The sequence below is a fragment of the Mycobacteroides franklinii genome, from assembly GCF_001853795.1.
Lineage (GTDB): Bacteria > Actinomycetota > Actinomycetes > Mycobacteriales > Mycobacteriaceae > Mycobacterium > Mycobacterium franklinii.
Genome location: NZ_MLIK01000019.1, coordinates 1,900,320 through 1,924,768, shown reverse-complemented (window position 1 = coordinate 1,924,768; position 24,449 = coordinate 1,900,320). Strand labels below are relative to the sequence as shown.

The following is a 24,449-nucleotide window of genomic DNA, read 5'->3' as shown; positions in this document are numbered from 1 at the left end:
CCGTTTGGCCCCAGTCCACCATTGGTGTTGGAGGCCCACGTGACGACTGCGACGCCCGAGACGGCCAAATCTGGCCGTGAAGGTAATCGCCTCAAGCGATCGCTATACCGTGGTGATCCAGGAATGTGGTCCTGGGTCCTGCATCGCATTACCGGTGCCACGATTTTCTTCTTCCTCTTTGTCCACGTCTTGGATACCGCTCTCGTACGGGTTAGCCCCGAGACGTACAACTCGGTGATCGAGACCTATAAGACCCCGATCGTGGGTCTGATGGAGCTCGGCCTGGTAGCGGCGGTCCTGTACCACGCGCTCAACGGCGTCCGAGTCATCCTCGTCGATTTCTGGTCCAAGGGCCCGCGTTACCAACGCCTCATGCTGTGGGTCATCGGCACAGTCTGGTTCGTGGTGATGGTTCCCGCAGTGACCCGGATTCTCATGCACATGGCGGAGCGTTTCCTATGACAACTCCTCAGACCGGTTCGCACACGAGCGTTCGCGCCAGCGGCCGCCCAGCTCCCGTGATGGAGCGCAACTACGACCGCCCTGCGGCACTGGACAATCCGCGCGCGCCCCGACGCGCATCGGGTATGCCCAACTTCGAGAAGTACGCGTGGATCTTCATGCGGTTGTCGGGCATCGTCCTGATCTTCTTGGCCCTGGGCCACCTGTTCATCATGCTGATGTGGGACAACGGCGTGTACCGCCTCGACTTCAACTTCGTGGCACAGCGCTGGGCAAGCCCCTTCTGGCAGACCTGGGACCTGACCATGCTGTGGCTGGCTCAGCTGCACGGCGGTAACGGGATGCGCACGATCATCGCCGACTACACCCGCAAGGACTCGACCCGGTTCTGGCTCAATTGCCTGCTGGCACTGTCGATCATCTTCACCGTGGTGCTCGGCACCTACGTCCTACTGACCTTCAACCCGAACATCGGTTAGGGGCACCGTTTTATGTCTTCGCCTAAATCTGAGGCAACCATCCAGGAACATCGGTACGACGTCGTCATCATCGGCGCAGGCGGAGCAGGTATGCGCGCCGCCGTCGAGGCCGGACCTCGAGCCCGTACCGCGGTGCTGACCAAGCTGTACCCGACGCGTAGCCACACCGGCGCCGCCCAGGGCGGTATGTGCGCCGCGCTGGCCAACGTCGAGGAAGACAACTGGGAATGGCACACGTTCGACACCGTCAAGGGCGGCGACTACCTCGCCGATCAGGACGCCGTGGAGATCATGTGCAAGGAAGCAATCGACGCCGTCCTCGATCTCGAGAAGATGGGTATGCCGTTCAACCGGACACCCCAGGGCCGAATCGATCAGCGCCGCTTCGGTGGTCACACCCGCGATCACGGTAAGGCGCCGGTGCGCCGGGCTTGCTACGCCGCGGACCGTACCGGACACATGATCCTGCAGACGCTGTACCAAAACTGCGTCAAGCACGATGTCGAGTTCTTCAACGAGTTCTACGCACTGGACATCGCACTCACCGAGACCCCGAACGGCCCAGTGGCCACCGGTGTCATCGCCTACGAGCTGGCGACCGGCGACATCCACGTGTTCCACGCCAAGGCCATTGTTTTCGCCACCGGCGGTTCGGGCCGCATGTACAAGACCACCTCCAACGCGCATACCCTGACCGGCGACGGCCTGGGCATCGTGTTCCGCAAGGGACTTCCGTTGGAGGACATGGAATTCCACCAGTTCCACCCGACAGGCCTGGCCGGCCTGGGCATTCTCATCTCCGAGGCCGTGCGCGGTGAGGGCGGTCGTCTGCTCAACGCCGACGGCGAACGGTTCATGGAACGCTACGCACCCACCATCGTCGACCTCGCGCCTCGCGACATCGTCGCGCGGTCAATGGTTCTCGAAGTGCTGGAGGGCCGCGGCGCCGGACCGAACAAGGACTACGTCTACATCGACGTGCGTCACCTCGGTGCCGACGTGCTGGAAGCGAAACTCCCGGACATCACCGAATTCGCCCGTACCTACCTGGGTGTCGACCCGGTGACCGAGCTGGTTCCGGTGTATCCCACCTGTCACTACGTGATGGGCGGCATCCCGACCAACATCAAGGGACAGGTGTTGCGCGACAACGACAACGTTGTCCCCGGCCTGTACGCGGCCGGCGAGTGCGCTTGCGTCTCGGTGCACGGTGCCAACCGGCTGGGCACCAACTCGCTGTTGGACATCAACGTGTTCGGTCGCCGGGCGGGTATCGCCGCGGCCGAGTACGCCGAGGCCCACGACTTCATCGACCTACCGGAGAACCCGGCGACCATGGTCACCGAATGGGTGGCGGACGTCCTGTCCGAGCACGGCGATGAGCGAGTGGCCGACATCCGCACCGAGCTGCAGCAGTCGATGGACAACAACGCCGCGGTGTTCCGCACCGAGGACACCCTCAAGCAAGCGCTCAACGACATCCATGCACTCAAGGAGCGGTACAGCCGAATCACGGTGCACGACAAGGGCAAGCGCTACAACAGCGACCTGCTCGAGGCCATCGAGCTGGGCTTCCTGCTCGAACTCGCCGAGGTGACGGTGGTGGGTGCGCTCAATCGCAAGGAGTCGCGCGGCGGACACGCCCGCGAGGACTACCCGAACCGCGACGACACCAACTACATGCGACACACCATGGCGTACAAGCAAGGTGCCGAGCTGCTGTCCGACATCCGGCTGGACTACAAGCCCGTTGTCCAGACCCGGTACGAGCCGATGGAACGGAAGTACTGAGATGACCGCGGTTATCGAGAAAGCCGAAGCGGGCGACCCACCGCTGCCTCCGGTCCCCGAGGGCGCAGTCATGGTCGATCTGAAGATTCAGCGTTTCAACCCCGAAGACCCCGACGCCGCCGGGTGGCAGACGTTCCGCGTGCCCTGCTTGTCGACGGACCGGCTGCTGAACCTGCTGCTGTACGTGAAGGGCTACCTCGACGGCACCCTCACCTTCCGCCGGTCGTGCGCGCACGGTGTGTGCGGCTCGGATGCCATGCGCATCAACGGCGTAAACCGGTTGGCCTGCAAGGTGCTGATGCGGGATCTGCTGCCCAAGAACCCGAAGAAGACCCTGACCATCACCATCGAGCCGATCCGCGGTCTGCCCGTGGAGAAGGATCTCGTGGTCAACATGGAGCCCTTCTTCGACGCGTACCGTGCCGTGAAGCCCTTCATGATCACCAGCGGTAACCAGCCGACGCGCGAGTACATCCAGAGCCAGACCGACCGCGCACGCTTCGATGACACCACCAAGTGCATCCTGTGCGCCTGCTGCACCACCAGCTGCCCGGTGTTCTGGAGTGACGGAAGCTACTTCGGCCCGGCGGCAATCGTCAACGCGCACCGGTTCATCTTCGACAGCCGCGATGAGGCCGCCGCCGAGCGTCTGGACATCCTCAACGACGTCGACGGGGTGTGGCGCTGCCGCACCACCTTCAACTGCACCGACGCCTGCCCGCGCGGTATCGAGGTCACCAAGGCGATCCAAGAGGTCAAGCGCGCACTGATGTTCGCGCGCTAGCCGATATCTGTCTGCACTGCCGGGGGTGAGCACCTACGCTCACCCCCGGCAGTTTTTTCTGTACCGCAACGTCTGTCACACATTCGTGGGCCATCTCGTCAGATGGATATGACTGAGACACCACGCAAGACAACGCGTATCAAGCCCGTCCCCCCGCACCAGTCCTCGCTGCTCACTCGCATCATGTATCGAGTCAGCAGGCGGCGGTTCGGCCAAGTGCCCGAACCATTTACGGTGATCGCCCACCATCCCAAGCTGATGGTTGCGGCCGCCGTGCACGAGCAGATGCTGGGTAGTGCATCGCGGGTCCTGCCTGCCAACGTCCGTGAGCTGGCGGTGTTCTGGACCGCGAGGACGGTGGGCTGCTCGTGGTGCGTCGACTTCGGCGCCATGCTGCAGCGCCTGGACGGTTTGGATGTGGATCGTCTCAAGGCCATCGACGACTATGCGGCCTCTCCCCTGTTCACAAATGACGAGCGGGCTGCCATCGCGTACGCCGACGCGATGACCGGCAATCCACACGACATCACCGACCACCAGATCGAGGATCTGCGAGGCCGCTTCGGCGATGCCGGGGTGATCGAGCTGACCTACCAGATCGGTGTCGAGAACATGCGTGCCCGCACCTACGCGGCACTGGGAATCACCGAGCAGGGCTTCAACTCCGGTGATGCCTGCCATGTCCCCTGGGCAACAGAAGACGCCTAGTTGTTGCGCAGCGGCGTGCCACGGAACTTGTCGGGATTGCTCACATCCCACACCGCCAGCACACGCCCGCCACGCACGGTGAATGCGCTCACCCGGGGCGACACCGGCCAATAGCCTGCGTCGGTGTCCGCATCTGCCGGAGTCTCGGTCAGATAGATCCCGAACTGTCCATTGACCAGCGCCAGGTTCATGGCCTGCGTCATGTTCGGGCCGTAACGCTCCATCAGGCCGAGCAGGAAACGCGCCACCTTGTCGGGACCGTGGATGACGCGCACCGCGGTCGGTGCCTTGCCGTCGGAATCGCCCGTCATCGTTACATCTGGATGCAGCAGTCGCACAACGGCTTCCACGCTGCCGGACAGGAGGGCCTGCAGAAGCTTGCCCACCACCTCATTGTGCTCGCCGTCGGCCACCGGCGCCGGGGTGTCGGTCACCGTCCGCCGCGCGCGGGAGGCCAGTTGGCGCGCGGCCACGTCGGTGATGCCGAGAATCTCGGCTATCTGCTTGAACGGCACCGAAAATCCGTCGTGCAAGACGAAGGCGACGCGCTGATCGGGGGCCAGCCGGTCCAGCACCACCATGGCCGCAAAACGTGCGTCCTCGCTGGCCACCACCGCGGCCAGTGGATCATTGCCATCCAGGCCGGTGACCACAGGTTCCGGAAGCCATTCCCCCACATAGGTTTCCCTGCGATAGACAGCCGACCGCAGTCTATCCAGGCCGAGCCGGGAAACCACCGTGGTCAGCCAGGCCGGCAAGTCCTCAATCTCGACAATCGCGGAATGCAGGCGCAGCCAGGCGTCTTGAACGATGTCCTCGGCATCGGCGACGCTGCCGGTGAGCCGGTAGGCCACCGCCTGCAGTCGCGGTCGCAACGCCTCGAACTCATCGGTGCGATCGCCAGCGTGAACCGACATCACTTCAGACTAGGCCTGCAATAGGGTGAGCCCATGGCCAAGCCGTCCATCGACCCCGTCCGCTGGCAGCCGCCAGGAGTACGCGCGCTGTCCCTGAGCCCGCAGCCGCTGCCACCACTGAGCATCGTGACGCTGCCCGGTCACGGCCCCGAAGATGTGGTGGCCGACGCCGCCGGAAACATCTGGGCAGGTGTGGCAGACGGAAAGATCCTGCGCATCACGCCCGACGGCGCGGCAGACACGGTGGTCACGCATGTCGCCACCACCGAGCATCCACCGCTGGGCCTACACATCGCACGCGACGGCCGAGTGCTGATCTGCAGCCGCGACAAGCTGCTGGCCCTCGACCCGGCCTCCGGGGAGATCGAGCCGTTGGTCACCAAGGTCGACGGACCGCCGCTGATCTTCTGCTCGAATGTCACCGAATCAGCCGATGGAACAATCTATTTCAGTGAATCGACGGCGCGCTTCCCGTTCGAGCAGTTTATGGCGGCCATCCTGGAGGGACGCCCCACCGGACGGGTCTTCCGCCGCGATCCGGACGGCACGGTGAGCACCATTGCCACCGGGCTGGCATTCACCAACGGGGTCACGCTCACCGCCGACGAGTCCGCCTTGATCATCGCCGAGACCGTCGGTCGCCGGGTGAGTAGGTACCAGCTCACCGGCCCCGACGCCGGCACGCTGACGCCGATCCTGGAAGAGATTCCGGGCATGCCCGACAACATCAGCACCGGCGCGGACGGCCGCATCTGGGTCACGCTGGCCAGCCCGCGCAACGCGCTGGCCGAGTGGCTGCTCCCCCGTTGTCCGGCAATTCGGAAAGCCCTATGGAAGCTGCCCGACGCATTGCTGCCGAGCACGGAAACCGATCCGTGGGTCATCGCGGTGAACCCGGACACCGGCGCGGTGGTCGCCAACATCAGCGGTTCGTCACGGGATCTGCGCACCGTCACCGGTGTCGTCGAATCGGCCGGGCGTCTCTGGATGGGCTGCATCGGCTCATCGGCGGTCGGTCACATCAGCCTGGCCGATATCGCCCCCGCCCCCGTAGCGAGCCTCTAGGTCACATCCGACACAGGCGTAACATCCCCCAGTTCAGAGTGGTGTTCGCTTAGTGTGGCAAGGCGATGACCACCTGGACTCCTGCGCCCGACCGCCGCCCGTCGCCGCGGACAGCCGCCACGCGCCTCGCCGCGGCGACCGCCGCCGGGTTGATGGTCGCCGTCCTCCCGCTGAGTGTGCCGCCACTCGCGAGCGCCGAGCCCGGATTCACACCACCGGACACCAGCGGCTGCCCCTACAAGGTGGTCACCCCACCCGCCGTCGACACCTCCGAGGTACCCAAGGCAGGCGGCGACCCGCCCGCACCGCTGCCGGTACCGGCCAAGCCCATCGGCGGCGACATGCTCGGACGCTGCGACGTGATCACCCCGGACGGCGCCGGGCCGGTGCCCAATGACGTCTCCGCGGAATCGTGGCTCATCGCCGATCTGAACACCGGAAACGTGGTGGCCGCCAAGGACCCCCACGCCCGGCACCGTCCCGCCAGCGTCATCAAGGTGCTCGTCGCCATGGAGGCCATCACCAACCTGAATCTCAACCAGGCGGTGGTCGGAACCCAAGACGACGCGAACAGCGAGGGCACCAGGGTCGGCGTCGACGTTGGCGGCACCTATACGGTCCGGCAGCTACTCACCGGCCTGCTGATGAACTCGGGTAACGACGCCGCACACGCGCTGGCCGTTCAGCTGGGCGGCATGGATGAGACCGTCAGCAAGATCAACGACATGGCGCAGAAACTGGGCGCGCGGGATACCCGGGCAGCCACCCCCTCCGGTCTCGACGGTCCGGGCATGAGCACCTCCGCCTACGACCTGGGCCTGTTCTACAAGTTCGCGTTCGCCGACCCCACCTTCGCCGATCTGGTATCCGCGCCGAAGGCCACCTTCCCGGGCCACCCCGCCAAACCCGGTGAACCCGATAACCATCCGGCGTACGAGATGACCAACGACAACAAGCTGCTCTACAACTATCCCGGCGCACTCGGCGGCAAGACCGGGTACACCGATGACGCGCAACAAACCTTTGTCGGCGCGGCCGAACGTGACGGTCGCCGTTTGGTGGTCACCATGCTGCGTGGTACTCGTCTGCCGATCGCGCCGTGGGAGCAGGCCGCCCATCTGCTCGACTATGGGTTCTCCACTCCCCGCGACGCGTCGATCGGCAAGCTTGTCGATCCAGACCCGTCGCTGTTGACCAGACCGCATGCCAATGACACGCCCACCGCACAGGCGGCGGGCCTGCCCGCTGAGGCGGTGAACAGCGTCCCCGTCCGGGTTGGCGTGACGATCATCGGCACCATGATCGTGTTTGGCCTCATTCTCGCGGCGAGGTCACTCAACCGCAGGCAGGCCTAGTCGCCACCGCGGCCCAACCACGAAATACCTATCGCGCCAAGAACTCCGGCCCCGAACGCGGCGACAACTCCCAACCGCGACGCGCGGTCGACGGTTTCGACCCGCGTGGTGATGACCACGGGCTCGGGCGGTGGCACATACACAAATGCCCGGTTCTCGTCGGATGTGGCCGCCCACGCGGTGGCGTACAGCAGCAGGCGGGCGGTGATGTAGGCGAACACCATGATGCCGAGCACCGGTCCGAAGGTGGAACCCGCCGGGCCGTGCATGATGACGCTCAAATAAATCGAGGCCACCTGTTTGAACAGCTCGAAACCGATCGCGGCGATGAGCCCCGCGCGCACGGAACTCGAGAACGGTAACCGCTCCCTGGGCAGCCGCGAGATCATCCAGGTGAACAACGCCCACGACAACACGGTTGCTATCCCGATGGTCACGACTTTGAGCAGAATCGACGGGATGGTGACATCGTGCAATCCCATCCAGCCGAGTATTCGCAGGATGGTTTTCTCGTCGCCGACGGCGGTCACCGCGATGGTGAGGGCGAGCGCCACAAACGTAGAGCCGAGGGCAAGCAGGTCCGACAGCTTGCCCTTGACGAAATTCTCCGAGTCGTTGGGCTGCTCCCACATGGCACTGAGCGCCGCCCGCACGTTGGCCATCCAGCCCAGCCCGGCCCAGGCCGCGGTTGCCAGACCTGCGATACCCAAGCTGGTGCGCGAGGCAATCGCGGTATCCATCAAATTGATTAGCTGGTTACCCACCTCGCCGGAGATGGCGCCGCTGATGCGTCCACGTAGCTCCGCAATCGTGTCCGGCCGCCGGGACAACACGAACCCCATGGCCGCGAAGGCGACCATCATGAGGGGAAACAGCGCAAAGACGGTGAAATAGGTGATTCCCGCGGCGAAGAAGTTGCCGTTTACCTTCCCGTACCGCTCCTGCATGCGCATGATGTGGTCGAACCAGGGAAATCGTGCGCGATAGCGGTCGAGAATCCCAGGCTTATCGTCTTCGGCCACCACTCACCGCCTCTGCTGTTCGCTACCTCGCGGGCCGGACAAACCCTATCCGGTCATAGACCTCGGTGAGAGTCTTCTCCGCCAGCTCCCTGGCGCGCGCCGCGCCGGAAGCCAGGATGTCGTCGAGCGCCGCGGTATCGGCGAGCAGCTCATTCGTCCGATCACGGACCGGAGTGACGAACTCGACCAGCGCTTCGGCCGTGTCCTTCTTCAGATCCCCGTAACCGCGACCGGCGTACCCGTCGACCAGGGTGTCGATATCGGCGCCGGTGAGCGCGGACTGGATGCTCAGCAGGTTCGAGACACCCGGCTTGGCCTCTCGATCGAACCGGATCTCCCGATCGCTGTCGGTCTGCGCCGACTTGACCTTCTTGGCCGAAACCGCGGGATCGTCCAGCAGGTTGATCAGCCCGGCCGGAGTCGAGGCCGACTTGCTCATCTTCACCGTCGGGTCCTGCAGGTCATAGATCCGGGCCGCATTCTTCGGTACGAACGTCTCCGGCAGCACGAACGTCTGGCCGTACCGGCCGTTGAATCGCTGTGCCACATCACGAGTCAGCTCGAGGTGCTGGCGCTGATCATCGCCCACCGGCACCACATTGGTCTGGTACAGCAGGATGTCGGCGGCCATCAACACCGGATAGGTGAACAGGCCGACCGTGGTCGCGTCATTGCCCTGCTTGGCGGACTTGTCCTTGAACTGGGTCATCCGGGCGGCTTCCCCGTAACCGGTCAAACACCCCAACACCCAAGCCAATTCAGCATGCGCGGGAACGTGGCTTTGCACGAAGATCGCGCTCTCGGCCGGGTCGACGCCGAGCGCTACATACTGCGCGACCACCGCGCGGGTGCGTCGCCGAAGTTCCTCGGGGTCCTGCGCGACGGTGATCGCGTGCAGATCTACGACGCAGAAGAGCGCCTCGTACTCATGCTGCAACCGCACCCACTGCTGCACCGCGCCCAACACGTTTCCGAGGTGAAGGGAATCGGCGGTGGGTTGGATTCCGGAGAACAGGCGTCCCCGGGAGGCGGCATCAACGGTGCTGTCGGCAGTCATAGTGCGTCCATCCTGGCATGACCGGTCAACGCGAAATTTGCCTGCCGCCCGTGGTGCGTGCGGCTTACCGGTACTCCACGGTCACCGGCGCGTGGTCGGACCAGCGCAGCGCATAGGCATCGGCCCGCTCGACCCGCGCCGAGTGGGCACGTCGGCCCAGGTCGGCGGTGGCCAGGTGATAGTCGATACGCCAGCCGGCATCGTTGTCGAACGCCTTGCCGCGCCACGACCACCAGCTGTACGGCCCGTCGACCTCAGGATGCAGCAGCCGGAAACTGTCGACCCAGCCGGACTCCAGCAGCGAACCCACCCAGGCCCGCTCCTCCGGCAAGAAGCCCGCCTTCTTCTGATTCGCCTTCCACGCCTTGATATCTCGCTCGGTGTGGCCGATGTTCCAATCACCACAGATCACCGTGTCGCGACCGCCTGCGACCAGGGCAGCCATCCGGGCGCCCACAGCAGCCATGAAGCGCTCCTTCTCCTCCTGGCGCTCGGTGCCCGCCTCACCGGTGGGCAGGTAAATGCTCGCCACGGTGAGATCGCCGATCTCGGCCTCCAGGTACCGGCCCGACTCATCGAATTCGCCACCGTCGGCGTCCAGGGCCACCCGCGTGGACGCCGCGGGAACACGGCTCAGAATCCCCACGCCGCTACGCCCCTTCACGCTGGACGCGGCACTCACCACCTGCCACCCGGCATCCAGGGCCGGGGCCAGCGCCTCCCGTAGCTGGTCCGCCTCGGCGCGCACCTCTTGCAGACACACGATGTCGGAGCTCATCTGCTCCAGCCAGGGCAGCAGTCCGCGGTTCTCTGTCGACCGTTCCTTGACGGCGGCACGAATGCCATTGACGTTGATGGTGGTGACGGTGATCTTCTTGGCGCTCATCGGTCGCCGACGATAGTCGAGCGGTGTGACAGTCCTGAATGGGTGAGAAAACAGGGCACTGTAAATTGACGCAACAGACAGTAATGTCAACGCAGATGTTGGCGCACTAGGAGGACCGCATGCTGGAAGCCATTTTGTCGAAGCCGTCGAGCCGGCGTGCACCCATCGAAATGGGCGAAGGCGAGCCGGTGCTGCTGCTGCATCCGTTCATGCTGTCGCAGTCGGTCTGGGAGACGGTCGCCGAGCAGCTCGCGGACGCCGGGTACGAGGTGTTCGCCCCGACGTACCCCGGGCACAACGGTGGCGGTCCGATGCCCAAGCTGCCCCCGTTCTCGCAGCGGTCGGTCGACGTGTACCTGGACCAGATCGAACAGATCATGGACCAAAAGGGCTGGGAAACAGCACATCTGGTGGGCAACTCACTGGGTGGCTGGATCGCCCTGGGCCTGGCGCAGCGTGGCCGCGCCCGCAGCGTCACCGCCATCGCTCCCGCCGGCGGCTGGACCAAGTACTCGGCGCTGAAGGCGGAGATCGTGGTGAAGTTCGCGGCCATGCTCCCCTGGCTGGCGTTCTCGCGGCTGTTGGGCCGTCGCGCGGCAGGACTGCCGTTCGTCAAGTTCGCCACTGCCCGCATGCTGTGCGGCGAGACCGAGTCGCTGAGCCTGCCGGATTTCCACAGCATCTTCGAAGACATCACCCACTGCCCGGCGTACTTCGCGTCGCTGACGTCGATCCTGCCCGCGCCCGGCCTACAGAACCTGAACACCATCGCGGTGCCGGCGCAGCTCGTGCTGTGCGAGAAGGACGAGATCGTGCCGCCGGGCCGGTTCGGAAAGCTCATCGGTCAGGGCCTGCCCTCCGACGCCCGACGGATCACCTTGGCGGGCATGGGACATGTGCCCATGCTCGAGGCGCCGGGTCAGGTCACCGAGGTGATCACCGACCTGATCGATCCGCTGATCGCCGCCAAGCGCAGCGCCGCCTCCGACGCCGGGTAAAGCCCCGAAACCACGCCGACACGCCGTGTTCTGCGCGTCCCTCTCGGGAAACGCGTCAGAACGCGGCGTGTCGGCGTGTTCGGTGTGGAAGGACTAGACCTCGACGGACGCCAGGGCGGCGTTGAACGTCTGACTCGGCCGCATGACGGCAGTGGTCTTCTCGGGATCCGGCGCGTAGTAACCACCGATATCGGCCGGGCTGCCCTGTACGGCGGCGAGCTCGGCGACAATCTCGTCCTCGTTCTCGACCAGCTGCTTGGCCAGCGGCGCGAACAGCTCGGCCAGCTCAACATCCTCGGTCTGGGCGGCAAGCTCGGCCGCCCAGTACAGGGCCAGGTAGAACTGGCTGCCGCGGTTGTCGAGCTCGCCGGCCTTGCGCGACGGGCTCTTGTCGTTCTCCAGCAACTTGCCTGTCGCCGCATCCAGCGTGGTGGCCAGGATCTTGGCCCGCGCGTTCCCGGTCTTTATTCCCAGGTCCTCGAGGCTGACAGCCAGCGCCAGGAACTCGCCGAGCGAATCCCACCGCAGGTGGTTCTCCTCGACCAGCTGGCTGACGTGCTTGGGCGCCGAACCGCCGGCACCCGTCTCGTACAGGCCACCACCGGCCATCAGCGGCACGATGGACAGCATCTTGGCGCTGGTACCCAGCTCCAGGATCGGGAACAGGTCGGTCAGGTAGTCACGCAGGATGTTGCCGGTGGCCGAGATGGTGTCGAGTCCGCGGATGACCCGCTCCATGGTGTACCGGATCGCCCAGACCTGCGGCATGATCTGGATCTCCAGGCCCTCGGTGTCGTGGTCCTTGAGGTAGGCCTTGACCTTCTTGCGCAGTTCGTTCTCGTGCGGACGCTCGGTGTCCAGCCAGAACACCACGGTCATACCGGACTCGCGGGCACGTGTGACGGCCAGCTTCACCCAGTCCTTGATGGCCGCGTCGCGGACGACCGGCATGCGCCAGATGTCACCTTCCTCGACGTTCTGCGTCAGCAGCACCTCGCCGGTATCGATGTCGACGACGTCGGCGACACCGGCCTCGGTGATCTCGAAGGTCTTGTCGTGGCTGCCGTACTCCTCGGCCTTCTGCGCCATCAGACCGACGTTGGGAACGGTGCCCATCGTCGTCGGATCGAACTGGCCGTGGGTCTTCACGAAGTTGATCATCTCCTGGTAGATCCGGGAGAAGGTCGACTCCGGGTTGACGGCCTTGGTGTCCTTGAGCTTGCCGTCCGCGCCGTACATCTTGCCGCCCGCGCGGATCATGGCGGGCATCGAGGCGTCGACGATGACATCGCTGGGCGAGTGGAAGTTCGAGATGCCCTTGGCCGAATCCACCATGGCCAGCTCCGGCCGGTGCTCATGGCAGGCGTGCAGGTCGCGGATGATCTCCTCGTGCTGCGAGGCGGGCAGCGCCTCGATCTTGCTGTACAGGTCGGACATGCCGTTGTTGACATTGACGCCGAGCTCGTCGAACAGCTCCTGATGCTTGGCGAAGGCGTCCTTGTAGAAAATCTTGACCGCGTGCCCGAAGACGATGGGGTGGCTGACCCGCATCATGGTGGCCTTGACGTGCAGCGACAGCATCACGCCGGTCTTGTAGGCGTCCTCGATCTGCTCCTCGTAGAAGTCGCAGAGCGCCTTCTTGCTCATGAACATGCTGTCGATGATGTCGCCCTCACCCAGCTTGACCTCGGACTTGAGCACGACGGCCTCACCACTCTTGGTCGTCAGCACCATCTTCACCTTGCGGGCGCGATCCAGCGTCAGCGACTTCTCGCCGTGGTAGAAATCGCCCTCCTTCATGGTGGCGACGTGAGTCCGCGAGGCCTGCGACCACTTCCCCATGCTGTGCGGGTGCTTGCGCGCGTACTCCTTGACCGCACGCGGTGCGCGGCGATCCGAGTTTCCCTCGCGCAAAACAGGGTTCACCGCACTACCGAGACACTTGGTGTAGCGCGCCAGAATGGCCTTCTCTTCGTCGTTCTTCGGGTCCTCGGGGTAGTCCGGCAGCTTGTAGCCCTTGGTCTGGAGTTCCTTGATGGCGGCCAGCAGCTGCGGTACGGAGGCGCTGATGTTCGGCAGCTTGATGATGTTGGTCTCCGGCAGCTGCGTCAGGCGGCCCAGCTCGGCCAGGTTGTCCGGAAACTGCTGGTCTTCGGGCAGGTACTCGGCGAACTCGGAGAGGATGCGCGCGGCAACGGAGATATCGCTGGTTTGGACGTCGATACCGGCGGGTCCGGCGAAGGCCCGGATGATCGGCAAGAAGGAGTACGTCGCGAGTAGCGGCGCCTCGTCTGTCAGCGTGTAAATGATGGTCGGCTGCTGCGCACTCATGGTCACTCCCGGCATCGTTGATCGGACTTGTTGGTCGGTCAAAATCTCAGGCACCCCGTGGGTCACACGGATGCCTATTCAGTATCACGTCGCCTCCGAGCCTAGGCGGGCGGACGGCTTGTGATCGCGCTCCCATATGCGCTTGGACTACCTGGTGGCAACCATTCGGTGAATTGCGATAGGCTTCTAGTCGGTCATGAGTACCAGCGTCAAGCCCCGGCTCGCTGGTCGGCAACCCTCCAACCGCGGTGGGGTGCCCCGGGTGATTGACCAGGTTGAGTAGCGGACTGCGCTGTTGACAGGTTGTTGACGGAACAGTCGGCCACACGGCAAGCGCGGGTCCGATGGCGGGCCCCGAGAAGACAGGTTGGCCCGATGGAGTATTCGTCACCCGGGGGTAATTCCCTGCGTTCCTGTTGTCGGTTTGGTTTGCACTTCGCGCCAACGGCTCATCAGCACTGTCTCTGTCGCTGTCGCTGTTGTCACCAGCCCTGACTGCCTCACCCGACTACCTCCAGGAGAGCCCCATGACCAATATCGATCCCACCGCACAATGGGCGTTCGAGACCAAGCAGATCCACGCGGGCCAGTCCCCCGATCCGGCGACCAATGCGCGCGCCCTGCCGATCTACCAGACCACCTCGTACGTCTTCAATGACACCGCACATGCGGCGGCTCTCTTCGGGTTGTCCGAAGAGGGCAACATCTACACCCGCATCGGCAATCCCACCCAGGATGTTGTCGAGCAGCGCATCGCTGCCCTCGAGGGTGGCGTGGCGGCGCTGTTGCTGGCCTCCGGGCAGGCCGCGGCGACTCTGGCGATCGTCAACATCGCGGAGGCCGGCGACAACATCGTCTCGAGTCCGCGTCTCTACGGCGGCACCTATAACTTGCTGCACTACACGCTGCCGCGGCTGGGCATCTCGACCACCTTCGTCGACGATCCCGACGATCTCGAGTCCTGGCGCCGGGCCATCACCCCACAGACCAAGGCGCTGTTCGCCGAGTCGATCTCCAACCCGCAGAACGACATTCTCGATATCCGCGGCCTGTCCGAAATCGCGCACGCGGCGGGCGTACCTCTCATCGTCGACAACACCGTCGCCACCCCGTACCTGATCCAGCCACTGGCGCACGGCGCCGACGTGGTGGTGCACTCGGCCACCAAATACCTTGGCGGACATGGCAGTGCGATCGGCGGCGTCATCATCGACGGCGGTACCTTCGACTGGACCCAGGGCCGCCACCCCGGATTCACCACCCCCGACCCGAGCTACCACGGGGTCGTCTTCGCCGACCTGGGCGCACCGGCCTACGCCCTCAAGGCGCGCGTGCAGCTGCTGCGCGACCTCGGACCCGCCATCTCGCCGTTCAACGCGTTCCTGATCGCACAGGGCCTGGAAACGTTGAGCCTGCGCGTGCAGCGCCATGTGGAAAATGCGGAACGCGTTGCTCATTACCTGGTGGGCCAGCCGGAAGTCACCCGCGTCAACTACGCCGGGCTGCCCACCTCACCCTGGCATGAGCGCGCGAAGGCCCTGGCGCCCAAGGGCGCCGGTGCGGTGCTCGCCTTCGAGCTGGACGGCGGCGTCGAGGCGGCGACGACATTCATCGATTCGCTGACACTGCACAGCCAGGTCGCCAACATCGGTGATGTGCGCTCGCTGGTCATCCATCCCGCGACGACGACGCACGGACAGCTTTCACCCGCCGAACAGGTTGCCTCCGGCGTCACCCCGGGACTGGTTCGGCTGGCCGTGGGTATCGAGGGCATCGACGACATCCTGGCCGACCTGGATACCGGATTCGCGGCCGTACGCCGACTCAAACAGCCCGCGGCGGTGGCATCATCGTGACCTTGACCGACGATCTTCGCGCCAGCGGCTCATCCGCCGACCAGCAGCTTCCGCGCCCCAACGTCGCCCTCCCCCAGGGCGACGAGATCGCCTATGTGCCCATTGGTTCGATCACGCTGGAAAGCGGCGCTGTCCTCGATGACGTGACCGTCGCGGTACAGAGCTGGGGAAAGCTCTCGCCCCGGCGCGACAACGTGGTGTTTGTCTGCCACGCACTCACCGCCGATTCCCATGTGGTCGGACCAGCCGGACCCGACCACATCACCGGGGGATGGTGGGAAGGAATCATCGGCCCGGGCGCGGCGATCGACACCGATCATTGGTGCGCCATCGCCACCAATGTCCTGGGCGGCTGCCGGGGTACAACCGGGCCGACTTCCCCAGCCGGCGATGGAAAGCCCTGGGGCTCACGATTCCCCGAGGTCTCGGTGCGCGATCAGGTAGACGCCGATGTCGCAGCGCTCGCGCAGCTTGGCATCACCGAGGTCGCCGCCATCGTCGGCGGTTCGATGGGCGGCGCACGCGCACTGGAATGGGCTGTGATGCACCCTGATTCGGTGCGCGCGGCGCTGGTACTGGCGGTCGGCGCACGTGCCACCGGTGACCAGATCGGCACGCAGAGCACCCAGATCGCGGCCATCCAGGCCGATCCCGACTGGCACGGCGGCGACTACCACGCCAGCGGACGCCATCCCGAGACGGGGCTGAACCTCGCCCGGCGTATCGCGCACCTGACCTACCGCGGAGAGGTCGAGCTGGACACCCGATTCGGCAATGATCCGCAGGTCGGCCCGGACGGTCCCGAGGACCCATGGGCGGACGGCCGGTACGCGGTACAGAGCTACCTGGAACATCAGGGCAACAAGTTCGTCCGGCGCTTCGACGCCGGCAGCTACGTCATCTTGACCGAGTCGCTCAACCGGCATGACGTCGGCCGGGGCCGCGGCGGTGTCGAGAAGGCGCTGCGCGGCTGCCCGATCCCCGTCGTCGTCGGCGGCATCACCTCCGACCGGCTGTACCCGTTGCGGCTGCAGGAGGAATTAGCAGACCTGCTGCCCGGTTGTACCGGCGTGCGGGTGGTCGAATCTGTACACGGCCATGACGCGTTCCTCATCGAGTTCGATGCGGTGAGCGAGTTGGTGCGGGAAACGCTCGCACTGGCCAAGGCAACACAGGCTTCGTAAACACCGAATCTCAAGGGAGCGCGAATGCCGGACGCACAGGCAGAACCATCGCTTTCGTTCGGTTCGCAGGCGGCTGCCTACGAACGCGGCCGGCCGTCCTATCCGCCGGAGGCGATCGACTGGCTGCTGCCGCGCGGAGCACACGACGTGCTGGATCTGGGTGCCGGGACCGGCAAGCTCACCACCCGGCTGGTGGAACGCGGACTCAACGTGGTGGCGGTGGACCCGCTGGCGGAAATGCTTGAGGTACTGAGCAAGTCACTCCCCGATACGCCCGCGTTGCTGGGCACCGCCGAGGAGATTCCACTGCCCGATAACAGTGTGGACGCGGTGCTGGTCGCGCAGGCCTGGCATTGGGTAGATCCCGAGCGTGCCCTCCCCGAGGTGGCACGGGTGCTCCGCCCCGGTGGCCGACTGGGCCTGGTCTGGAACGCCCGGGACGAGCGCTTGGGCTGGGTGGCCGATCTCAGCAAGATCATCGGCAACGAAAACGACCCGTTCAACCACGCCGTCAGCCTGCCCGCCCCATTCACCGAGCAAGAGCGTCATCAGGTCGAGTGGACGAGTTACCTTACCCCGCAAGCGCTTCTGGATATGGTGGCCTCACGCAGCTACTGCATCACGGCCCCCGAGGCCGCCCGCAAGAAGACGCTGCAGCAGGTTCGGGAGCTACTGGCCACCCACCCGGCGCTGGCACAGTCAACGGGCCTGGCGCTGCCCTATGTCACGGTGAGCATCCGGGCGACGCTGAATCAGTAAAACTCGGGTGCCCCAATTCACCGCGACGAATGCGCCCGGTGCCGCTACGGTGTACCCGTGCGTACGGATCGCCGCCTGCTGGCAGCCCTCTTTGTCACCACCACACTCCTGACCCCGGCGCTTGCCAGCTGTGGCTCCCGTGAGGCTCCTTCGGAGCCGACAAGCGAGTCCGCGCCCACCTCCAGTAGCGCGCCCGCCGAACGGCACACCCGCCAATTCATCCCCGAGCTGGGCATCTACATCAACACCCCCAACGACTGGGTGGCCTTCGCCGACGGGGTGCACAACAACAAGGGACTGGTGACCTACCAGGTCCGGCCCAAGTGGGAATCCTCGGAGTTGGCCCAGTACGTGCGTATCCGCAAGCTGGTGCCCTCCGATGACGCCCCGGAAGTGAAGGGCTGGTTGGCGTCGTCCAACGCCGACGCGGTAAGCGACTTCGTCAAGACTCGTAAGACGAAAGTCACTGCAGATAAACGAGATTCGTGGGATGGCCCCAACCTGCCCGGAGCCTCGGCCAGTCTGGAACTGGAGAAGCCACCAGCCGCTGAGGGCAAGCCGCCGGTCGCTGCCACACCAAAGATCTATGTGGCGTTCGTGGGGCAAGGCGATCAGCGTTGGCAGATCGCCACGACCAATGGCACCGGCGCCAATGGCGAACCGTCCGAGCAGTTCCTCGGCGAGCAAGCCGACACCATCGCCCGCTCGGTGCAACTGCTCAAGTAGCGCCTAGCCGGTACCCAGCGGATCGATGGTCAACGCCAAGTAGACCATCGCCGCCGCCACCGCGCCGAGGGCGCCGACATCAAAGGTCTTGCTGCGCACCGCAAGTAGACCCGCGGTCTCGTCGGTAAGCGCCAACCGCAACGCCGCCGCGATCCCCACGGCAATTCCCACGACCAGGGCGCCGCGCCGCCAACGGTCGGCGATCACCAACCCCAGCGCCACCAGAAAGACCACCGAGACCAACAGAATCGGCCACTGCTCACGGGCGAAACGGCGGATGGCATCCAACGCTGCGGCGAAGATATCGCGGGTTGAGGTCACGAACGTTCGGCCCGCTCAATCACATTGGTGAGCAAGAAGGCCCGGGTCAACGGCCCAACTCCGCCGGGGTTCGGGGAGACGTACCCCGCAACATCCCAAACATCCGACGCCACATCACCGATCAGCTGGTCGTCGACGCGGCTCACACCCACGTCGATCACCGCGGCTCCCGGCTTGACCATGTCCGCCGTCACCATGTGCGGGACGCCCGCGGCGGCCACGATGATATCGGCCTGCCGGGTCAGCGCAGCCAGGTCACGGGTTCCGGTGTGGCACAGGGTGACTGTCGCATTCTCCGAGCGTCGGGTCAGCAGCAGTCCCAGGGGACGCCCCACCGTGACGCCGCGACCGATCACCACAACGTGCGCGCCGTTGAGCTCGACGTCGTAACGACGCAGCAGATACACGATCCCCCGAGGCGTGCAGGGCAGCGGAGCCTCCTTGCCCAGCACCAACCGACCCAGGTTGGTCGGGTGCAGACCATCGGCATCCTTGTCGGGATCGATGCGCTCCAGCGCCTCGTTCTCGTTGAGATGCTTGGGCAACGGCAGCTGCACGATGTATCCGGTGCAGTCCGGGTTGGCGTTCAACTCGTCGATCGTGGCGCACAAGGTGGCCTGATCGATATCGGCGGGCAGGTCGCGCCGGATCGAGTTGATGCCCACCTTGGCGCAGTCGTTGTGCTTACCGCGGACGTACGCCTGCGAGCCCGGGTCGTCCCCTACCAGGATCGTGCCCAGACCCGGCGTCTTGCCGGCCGCCGTCAGCGCCGCCGCGCGCGTCGCCAGCTCTACAAAGATCTCGTCGCGGGTGGCCTTGCCGTCAAGTCGAGTCGCCGTCACACGCCCAGTATTCCAGCCCTCACCAAGAGTCCCAGTGCAGGACGTCGGCGAGGGGCTGGCGCTTGGCGAGCTTGAAGTCGGTGCCGACGGTGTACGCGATGGGGAACAGCCCGCCCTGGGTGACCTTGTCGAACGGAATGCCCAGGATGTCGGCCGCGCGCTTCTCGCCATCACCCATCAGGTGCAACGTCGTCCACGCCGATCCCAAGCCGCGGTTACGCGCGGCGAGCATGAAGCTCCACACCGCCGGCAGTAACGATCCCCAGGAACCGGCTCCGCCCACAACAGGCAGGTTGTCGAGACGGCCTTCGATGCAGGGGATCAGGAACAACGGCGCCCGCTCAAGGTTCTCGGCGAGATAGCTCGCCGAATCCACTACCTTGTCGCGGCGCTCGCCACGAGTGTCGCCCTCGGCGTAGGTGGGGCCCTGAAGGGTGGCGTACTTGTTCCAGCCGTCACGGTAGATATCGGCGATGGCCTTCTTCTTGTCCGCGTCCTCGACGATGACGAAGTGCCAGCCCTGCGAGTTGGAGCCGGTCGGGGCCTGCATCGCGATGTTCAGGCATTCCTCGACGACCGAACGCTCGACGGGCTTGTCGAAATCCAGGCGCTTACGTACCGAACGGGTGGTGGTCAGAACTTCGTCGGCTGACAGATTCAGAGAGGTCATGACACGAACGTACATCCCCTGGGCTGGCAGAAAAGTAGGAGTGCACATCCAGAATTTGCGGCCCGTCGTCGCGGCGTAGTCTCCCGCTCATGGGCAGTGACGCCGCTGAAGTTCCCGACGTTTTGGCACCCGCGCGGCTCGGCCCAATCACACTGCGCAACCGGACAATCAAGGCCGCCACGTTCGAAGCCGCCTCCCCCGACGCCCTGGTCACCGACGACCTCATCGAGTATCACCGCGGGCCCACCCTCGGCGGCGTGGGCATGACAACCGTCGCCTATTGCGCCGTCGCCCCCGAGGGACGCACCGAATACGGCCAGGTCTGGATGCGTGAACAGGCCATCCCCGGCTTGCGCCGCCTTACCGACGCGATCCACGACACCGGCGCCGCCGTCTCGGCGCAGATCGGTCATGCGGGCCCGGTGGCCAACGCGCGATCCAACGGCTCGCAGGCCCTCTCCCCGATCCGGTTCTTCAATCCATTGGGAATGAAGTTCGCGCGCCGGGCCAGCGCCTCCGATATCGAGGGCGTCATCGCCGCACACGCGAACGCGGCCCGGCTGGCGATCGAGGCGGGTTTCGATGCCGTCGAAATCCATTTGGGGCATGGATATTTCGTGAGCTCGTTCCTGAGCCCCCTGTTCAATCGGCGAGGCGATGAATACGGTGGCTCGCTGGCCAACCGCGCCAAGGTGGCCCGCGCCGTGGTTCAGGCAGTGCGCAAGGTTGCGGGTGACAAGCTGGCCGTCACCGCGAAACTGACCATGACTGACGGCATCCGTGGCGGCATCCCCATCGAGGAATCCCTACAGACGGCCCTGTGGCTGCAGGAGGACGGCGGGCTCGACGCGCTGGAACTGACTGCGGGCAGCTCCCTGGTCAATCCCATGTACCTGTTCCGTGGCGACGTGCCGATCCGCGAGCTCGCCAAGGGCTTCCCCAAACCCATGGGTTGGGGCGTACGCCTGACGGGAAAGAAGTTCTTCCGGTCCTACCCCTACCGCGACGCGTTCTTGCTCGACGATGCCCGCCAGTTCCGCGCCGAACTGGACATGCCGCTGATTCTGCTGGGCGGCATCACCGGCGGCGAGTCGATGGATCTGGCGATGGCGGAGGGCTTCGAGTTCGTGGCCATGGGCCGCGCGCTGCTCGCCGATCCGGACCTGGTGAATCGGGTGGCCGCCGACCGGGAGACCCACTCACGGTGCACGCACTGCAACCAATGCATGGCAACAATTTTCAGCAAAACTCACTGCGTGCTCACCTAACATCGCCGTCATGACGACTGCGCCGCAGCGCCCACGACCGGGAACCGCCGAGACCGTCGTCAGCTGGCTGCTGTGGGTGCTCGCGAGTGCGACGGCAGGCATTGTCGCGTTCGCTTCGATCTTTCCGCTCGCATTCAGCGGCGCGGTGCCCGAGCAGGCCGACGCCGCCGCCGCGGTGTTCGTCTGGTCGCTACTGACGGTGATGACATGCATCTCCGCGCCCATAGCGATGGGCATCGGACACTGGCGTCACTGGCACATTTGGTACTGGCCGGTGCTGTGCGCCGCGGTCCTGGCCAGGACGCTGTTTCTGCTGCAGAGCCTGTGAACATCCGGCGCGGGAAGACTGACCACTCGCTGTGAACCGATACAGTCGGTAGCGATGACTGGTCGGGAAGCACCCACTCTCACGGTGGCATTCGACGGTGACGAGCGAAAGTTCGCACCCGGGCACGATATTCATATCGGCCGCGATATCCACGCCGATGTACGCATCACGCACCCACTGGTGTCGCGTATCCACTTGATAATCAGGTTCGTCGACGGCAAGTGGGTCGCGGAGGACCAACGCAGCCTCAACGGCATCTTTGTCAACGGGCGCCAGGTGGGCTGGGTCGAGGTGCGCGATGACACCGTGATCAACCTCGGCGACCCTGGCGGCCCGCGGCTGACGTTCGCGCTCGGCGGCCTGGGCGGCGAGACGCAACTCGGTATCGCTCCCCCGACCATGCGCGGTTACCTGTCCGGACCGCAGCAGGTGCACAACACCGGTGTGCAGCAGCCCTACCAAAGCACGCAGCAGCACTACCCCACCGATTACCAGTCCGCCCCGCAGACCTACGGTCAGCCGCCCAGCCAGCAGCATCCGTACGGAGCTCCGCCCTCGGGAGCCCATACCTACGGGACGCCCAGCACCTCCGGCCCCACCCGGCCGCGCCAGCAGTACGCGCCCGAACCCGCACCGGCGCCGGCTGCCTACTCCAGCGAGCCGGTCGAACCCTTCGGCACCCGGGCGATGCGGGTACTGGGCATCGGTGGCGCACCCAAACCGACTCCCGGCGCGATTACCGTCGGTCGCGCTCCGGACAACACCATCGTCGTCAACGACGTGCTGGCCTCGCGTCACCACGCCTTGTTGCTCCCCACCCCCGGTGGCCTGGAGATCCAGGACCTGCACACCATCAACGGCACCTTCGTCAACGGTGTCCAGGTCGAGCAGGCGTCGGTGCGCGAGGGCGATACCGTCACCATCGGTAACGTCGACCTCGTCGTCCAGGACGGCACGCTGGTCAAACCCACGACGGCCACCCGGGTCGGCGGACTCGAGGTGCAGGGCATCGACTTCACCGTCGAAGGCGGCAAGAAACTACTCGATGACATCAGCTTCTCGGCAGGCCCCGGCTCGCTGACCGCGGTCATCGGCCCCTCCGGCGCCGGCAAGTCCACCCTGGCCCGACTGATCGTCGGCAACACCCAACCGTCGGCAGGCAAGGTGTCCTTCGAAGGGCACGGCGTACACGCCGAATACGCCGTGATGCGAAACCGCATCGGCATGGTGCCGCAGGACGACGTGGTGCACCCGCAGCTGACCGTCAGCCAAGCGCTGCACTACGCCGCAGAACTGCGCCTACCGCCGGATACCACCAAGGAAGACCGCGAGCAGGTCGTGTCCCGGGTTCTCGAGGAACTCGAGATGACCAAGCACGCCGAGACCCGCGTCGACAAGCTCTCCGGCGGCCAGCGCAAGCGTGCCTCGGTGGCCATGGAGCTGCTGACCGGCCCGTCGCTACTGATCCTCGACGAGCCCACCTCCGGCCTGGATCCGGCGCTGGACCGCCAGGTGATGAGCCTGATGCGCCAACTCGCCGACGCGGGCCGTGTGGTTGTGGTGGTGACGCACTCGCTGACATACCTGAGCTACTGCGATCAGGTGCTGCTGCTGGCGCCCGGCGGAAAGACCGCGTACTGCGGACCTCCGCGCGGCATCAACCAGGAGATGGGCACCACCGACTGGGCCGACATCTTCGCCAACGCCGCGGCCGACCCCGACGGTGTGCACCAGGCCTACCTGGCCCGGCATCCCGCCGCGAACAAACCCGTCACCGCCCCGGTGAAACCCGGCGACCTCGGAAAGCCCCCGAAAACGAGCCTGCTGCGGCAGATCTCCACGGTGGCCCGCCGCCAGGGACGACTGATCCTCGCCGACCGCGGGTACTTCATCTTCCTGGCACTGCTGCCGTTCGTCCTTGCCGGACTGGTCCTATCGGTGCCCGGAAGTGCCGGTTTCAACGTGGCCCTGCCCGATAACCCCAACGAACCGGGGTTGCTGCTGGCGCTGACGAACCTCGGCGCGAGCTTCCTGGGTCTGGCGCTGACCATCCGCGACCTGATCGGTGAACGGGTGATCTTCCGGCGTGAACAGGCGGTGGGCCTGTCGGCCACGGCCTATCTGCTGGCCAAGATCATCACTTACTGCGGGGCCGCCATCGTCCAGTCGGCGATCATGACGGCCGTTATCGTGATCGTCCGCGGTGGACCGACACAGGGTGCGGTGCTGCTGGGGAACGCGAACTTCGAGCTGTGGGTCGCCGTGGCCGCAACCGCCTGCGCGGCCACCGTGCTGGGCCTGGTGCTGTCCTCGCTGGCCACCTCCGCCGAACAGGTGATGCCGATGCTGGTGATCGCCACCATGACGCAGATCGTCTTCAGCGGCGGCCTCATCCCGGTGACGGGACGTGCGGGGCTGGAACAGTTCTCGTTCCTGTTCCCCTCGCGCTGGGGATTCGCGGCCACGGCCTCGACCACCGACCTACGCAAGCTGGTGCCGGTAGGGCCACAGGACGAATTGTGGAACCACGATGCCGGGACATGGCTGTTCGACATGGGCATCCTGGCACTGCTGGCGCTGGTGATGGCGGGGTTCGTGCGCTGGCGCATCCGCCTGAAGGGCTGAGCTTCTGCGGGGTTG

The 24,449-nt window shown here is 65.4% G+C and carries 23 protein-coding genes and 1 riboswitch; of the genes, 15 read left to right on the top strand and 8 right to left on the bottom strand.

Going from position 1 to position 24,449, the window contains the following annotated elements:
* The first annotated feature begins 123 nt into the window (after window positions 1-123).
* From sdhC to BKG76_RS16950, 5 genes are all read left to right on the top strand, one after another.
* On the top strand, window positions 124-462 hold the full coding sequence (gene sdhC / locus BKG76_RS16970; protein ID WP_070938630.1) for a succinate dehydrogenase, cytochrome b556 subunit: 339 nt from the start codon (window positions 124-126) through the stop codon (window positions 460-462).
* Window positions 459-941, top strand: a complete 483-nt coding sequence (locus BKG76_RS16965) for a succinate dehydrogenase hydrophobic membrane anchor subunit (RefSeq protein ID WP_070938629.1) — start codon at window positions 459-461, stop codon at window positions 939-941. Before sdhC ends, BKG76_RS16965 begins: the two co-directional genes overlap by 4 nt.
* A gap of 12 nt (window positions 942-953) precedes the next feature.
* Window positions 954-2,732 (top strand): succinate dehydrogenase flavoprotein subunit, encoded by a 1,779-nt coding sequence (gene sdhA / locus BKG76_RS16960; protein ID WP_070938628.1) that lies wholly within the window; start codon window positions 954-956, stop codon window positions 2,730-2,732.
* Between the two features lies 1 nt (window position 2,733).
* Window positions 2,734-3,516: a succinate dehydrogenase iron-sulfur subunit gene (locus BKG76_RS16955; RefSeq protein ID WP_043076571.1), complete on the top strand. Its 783-nt coding sequence runs from the start codon at window positions 2,734-2,736 to the stop codon at window positions 3,514-3,516.
* Window positions 3,517-3,624: 108 nt separating this feature from the next.
* Window positions 3,625-4,224 (top strand): carboxymuconolactone decarboxylase family protein, encoded by a 600-nt coding sequence (locus BKG76_RS16950; RefSeq protein ID WP_070939313.1) that lies wholly within the window; start codon window positions 3,625-3,627, stop codon window positions 4,222-4,224.
* Here BKG76_RS16950 and BKG76_RS16945 read toward each other — a convergent pair.
* Entirely contained in the window at window positions 4,221-5,141 is a 921-nt protein-coding gene (locus BKG76_RS16945) for a sigma-70 family RNA polymerase sigma factor (RefSeq protein ID WP_070938627.1), read from the bottom strand. The two genes, BKG76_RS16950 and BKG76_RS16945, sit on opposite strands and share 4 nt — an antisense overlap.
* A 33-nt stretch (window positions 5,142-5,174) precedes the next feature.
* Here BKG76_RS16945 and BKG76_RS16940 point away from each other — a divergent pair, with 33 nt between their 5' ends.
* Together BKG76_RS16940 and BKG76_RS16935 are read left to right on the top strand one after the other, a co-directional pair.
* Window positions 5,175-6,206, top strand: coding sequence for an SMP-30/gluconolactonase/LRE family protein (locus BKG76_RS16940; protein ID WP_070938626.1), 1,032 nt, complete (start codon window positions 5,175-5,177; stop codon window positions 6,204-6,206).
* 65 nt (window positions 6,207-6,271) lie between these two features.
* A complete protein-coding gene (locus BKG76_RS16935) occupies window positions 6,272-7,561 on the top strand; it encodes a D-alanyl-D-alanine carboxypeptidase family protein (RefSeq protein WP_070938625.1) in 1,290 nt (429 codons plus the stop codon).
* Here the strand turns inward: BKG76_RS16935 and yhjD are convergent.
* The 3 genes from yhjD to BKG76_RS16920 form a co-directional block, all read right to left on the bottom strand.
* Window positions 7,558-8,586, bottom strand: a complete 1,029-nt coding sequence (gene yhjD / locus BKG76_RS16930; RefSeq protein ID WP_078280156.1) for an inner membrane protein YhjD — start codon at window positions 8,584-8,586, stop codon at window positions 7,558-7,560. The genes BKG76_RS16935 and yhjD overlap by 4 nt on opposite strands.
* 19 nt (window positions 8,587-8,605) lie before the next feature.
* On the bottom strand, window positions 8,606-9,640 hold the full coding sequence (trpS, locus tag BKG76_RS16925; protein ID WP_070938624.1) for a tryptophan--tRNA ligase: 1,035 nt from the start codon (window positions 9,638-9,640) through the stop codon (window positions 8,606-8,608).
* Window positions 9,641-9,704: 64 nt separating this feature from the next.
* Window positions 9,705-10,526, bottom strand: coding sequence for an exodeoxyribonuclease III (locus tag BKG76_RS16920; RefSeq protein WP_070938623.1), 822 nt, complete (start codon window positions 10,524-10,526; stop codon window positions 9,705-9,707).
* Between the two features lie 119 nt (window positions 10,527-10,645).
* Here BKG76_RS16920 and BKG76_RS16915 point away from each other — a divergent pair, with 119 nt between their 5' ends.
* A complete protein-coding gene (locus tag BKG76_RS16915; protein WP_070938622.1) occupies window positions 10,646-11,524 on the top strand; it encodes an alpha/beta fold hydrolase in 879 nt (292 codons plus the stop codon).
* Between the two features lie 93 nt (window positions 11,525-11,617).
* Here BKG76_RS16915 and BKG76_RS16910 read toward each other — a convergent pair whose 3' ends face one another.
* Window positions 11,618-13,855 carry an NADP-dependent isocitrate dehydrogenase gene (locus tag BKG76_RS16910; RefSeq protein WP_070939311.1) on the bottom strand — a complete coding sequence of 746 codons (2,238 nt, stop codon included), beginning with the start codon at window positions 13,853-13,855 and terminating at the stop codon, window positions 11,618-11,620.
* A gap of 192 nt (window positions 13,856-14,047) precedes the next feature.
* Window positions 14,048-14,197: riboswitch (SAM riboswitch) on the top strand.
* A gap of 185 nt (window positions 14,198-14,382) precedes the next feature.
* Here BKG76_RS16910 and BKG76_RS16905 point away from each other — a divergent pair.
* The 4 genes from BKG76_RS16905 to BKG76_RS16890 are packed head-to-tail and all read left to right on the top strand — an operon-like array spanning window position 14,383 to window position 18,380.
* Window positions 14,383-15,711 (top strand): bifunctional o-acetylhomoserine/o-acetylserine sulfhydrylase, encoded by a 1,329-nt coding sequence (locus tag BKG76_RS16905; RefSeq protein WP_070938621.1) that lies wholly within the window; start codon window positions 14,383-14,385, stop codon window positions 15,709-15,711.
* Complete coding sequence (metX, locus tag BKG76_RS16900) at window positions 15,708-16,895, top strand: homoserine O-acetyltransferase MetX (RefSeq protein WP_456237972.1); 1,188 nt, start codon at window positions 15,708-15,710, stop codon at window positions 16,893-16,895. Before BKG76_RS16905 ends, metX begins: the two co-directional genes overlap by 4 nt.
* A 24-nt stretch (window positions 16,896-16,919) precedes the next feature.
* Window positions 16,920-17,654, top strand: coding sequence for a class I SAM-dependent methyltransferase (locus tag BKG76_RS16895; RefSeq protein ID WP_070938620.1), 735 nt, complete (start codon window positions 16,920-16,922; stop codon window positions 17,652-17,654).
* A gap of 57 nt (window positions 17,655-17,711) precedes the next feature.
* Complete coding sequence (locus BKG76_RS16890; protein ID WP_070938619.1) at window positions 17,712-18,380, top strand: hypothetical protein; 669 nt, start codon at window positions 17,712-17,714, stop codon at window positions 18,378-18,380.
* Window positions 18,381-18,383: 3 nt separating this feature from the next.
* Here the strand turns inward: BKG76_RS16890 and BKG76_RS16885 are convergent, their stop codons facing one another.
* The 3 genes from BKG76_RS16885 to BKG76_RS16875 are packed head-to-tail and all read right to left on the bottom strand — an operon-like array spanning window position 18,384 to window position 20,213.
* Window positions 18,384-18,701: a DUF3017 domain-containing protein gene (locus BKG76_RS16885; RefSeq protein WP_083338071.1), complete on the bottom strand. Its 318-nt coding sequence runs from the start codon at window positions 18,699-18,701 to the stop codon at window positions 18,384-18,386.
* Window positions 18,698-19,543, bottom strand: a complete 846-nt coding sequence (locus BKG76_RS16880; protein ID WP_070938618.1) for a bifunctional methylenetetrahydrofolate dehydrogenase/methenyltetrahydrofolate cyclohydrolase — start codon at window positions 19,541-19,543, stop codon at window positions 18,698-18,700. The genes BKG76_RS16885 and BKG76_RS16880 overlap by 4 nt, the downstream gene beginning before the upstream one ends.
* Window positions 19,544-19,562: 19 nt before the next feature.
* Window positions 19,563-20,213 (bottom strand): nitroreductase family protein, encoded by a 651-nt coding sequence (locus tag BKG76_RS16875; RefSeq protein WP_070939308.1) that lies wholly within the window; start codon window positions 20,211-20,213, stop codon window positions 19,563-19,565.
* 89 nt (window positions 20,214-20,302) lie between these two features.
* On the opposite strand from BKG76_RS16875, the gene BKG76_RS16870 reads away from it, so the two are divergent.
* The 3 genes from BKG76_RS16870 to BKG76_RS16860 are packed head-to-tail and all read left to right on the top strand — an operon-like array spanning window position 20,303 to window position 24,434.
* Entirely contained in the window at window positions 20,303-21,481 is a 1,179-nt protein-coding gene (locus BKG76_RS16870; protein ID WP_070938617.1) for an NADH:flavin oxidoreductase, read from the top strand.
* Between the two features lie 10 nt (window positions 21,482-21,491).
* Entirely contained in the window at window positions 21,492-21,809 is a 318-nt protein-coding gene (locus BKG76_RS16865) for a hypothetical protein (RefSeq protein WP_070938616.1), read from the top strand.
* 54 nt (window positions 21,810-21,863) lie between these two features.
* On the top strand, window positions 21,864-24,434 hold the full coding sequence (locus tag BKG76_RS16860) for an ATP-binding cassette domain-containing protein (protein ID WP_070938615.1): 2,571 nt from the start codon (window positions 21,864-21,866) through the stop codon (window positions 24,432-24,434).
* Window positions 24,435-24,449: the final 15 nt, after the last annotated feature.

Coding starts and splice junctions, on each gene's coding strand:
- sdhC (WP_070938630.1), top strand. CDS start 124: ATGTGGTCCTGGGTCCTGCATCGCATTACCGGTGCCACGATTTTCTTC.
- BKG76_RS16965 (WP_070938629.1), top strand. CDS start 459: ATGACAACTCCTCAGACCGGTTCGCACACGAGCGTTCGCGCCAGCGGC.
- sdhA (WP_070938628.1), top strand. CDS start 954: ATGTCTTCGCCTAAATCTGAGGCAACCATCCAGGAACATCGGTACGAC.
- BKG76_RS16955 (WP_043076571.1), top strand. CDS start 2,734: ATGACCGCGGTTATCGAGAAAGCCGAAGCGGGCGACCCACCGCTGCCT.
- BKG76_RS16950 (WP_070939313.1), top strand. CDS start 3,625: ATGACTGAGACACCACGCAAGACAACGCGTATCAAGCCCGTCCCCCCG.
- BKG76_RS16945 (WP_070938627.1), bottom strand. CDS start 5,141: ATGTCGGTTCACGCTGGCGATCGCACCGATGAGTTCGAGGCGTTGCGA.
- BKG76_RS16940 (WP_070938626.1), top strand. CDS start 5,175: ATGGCCAAGCCGTCCATCGACCCCGTCCGCTGGCAGCCGCCAGGAGTA.
- BKG76_RS16935 (WP_070938625.1), top strand. CDS start 6,272: ATGACCACCTGGACTCCTGCGCCCGACCGCCGCCCGTCGCCGCGGACA.
- trpS (WP_070938624.1), bottom strand. CDS start 9,640: ATGACTGCCGACAGCACCGTTGATGCCGCCTCCCGGGGACGCCTGTTC.
- BKG76_RS16920 (WP_070938623.1), bottom strand. CDS start 10,526: ATGAGCGCCAAGAAGATCACCGTCACCACCATCAACGTCAATGGCATT.
- BKG76_RS16915 (WP_070938622.1), top strand. CDS start 10,646: ATGCTGGAAGCCATTTTGTCGAAGCCGTCGAGCCGGCGTGCACCCATC.
- BKG76_RS16910 (WP_070939311.1), bottom strand. CDS start 13,855: ATGAGTGCGCAGCAGCCGACCATCATTTACACGCTGACAGACGAGGCG.
- BKG76_RS16905 (WP_070938621.1), top strand. CDS start 14,383: ATGACCAATATCGATCCCACCGCACAATGGGCGTTCGAGACCAAGCAG.
- BKG76_RS16895 (WP_070938620.1), top strand. CDS start 16,920: ATGCCGGACGCACAGGCAGAACCATCGCTTTCGTTCGGTTCGCAGGCG.
- BKG76_RS16875 (WP_070939308.1), bottom strand. CDS start 20,213: ATGACCTCTCTGAATCTGTCAGCCGACGAAGTTCTGACCACCACCCGT.
- BKG76_RS16870 (WP_070938617.1), top strand. CDS start 20,303: ATGGGCAGTGACGCCGCTGAAGTTCCCGACGTTTTGGCACCCGCGCGG.
- BKG76_RS16865 (WP_070938616.1), top strand. CDS start 21,492: ATGACGACTGCGCCGCAGCGCCCACGACCGGGAACCGCCGAGACCGTC.
- BKG76_RS16860 (WP_070938615.1), top strand. CDS start 21,864: ATGACTGGTCGGGAAGCACCCACTCTCACGGTGGCATTCGACGGTGAC.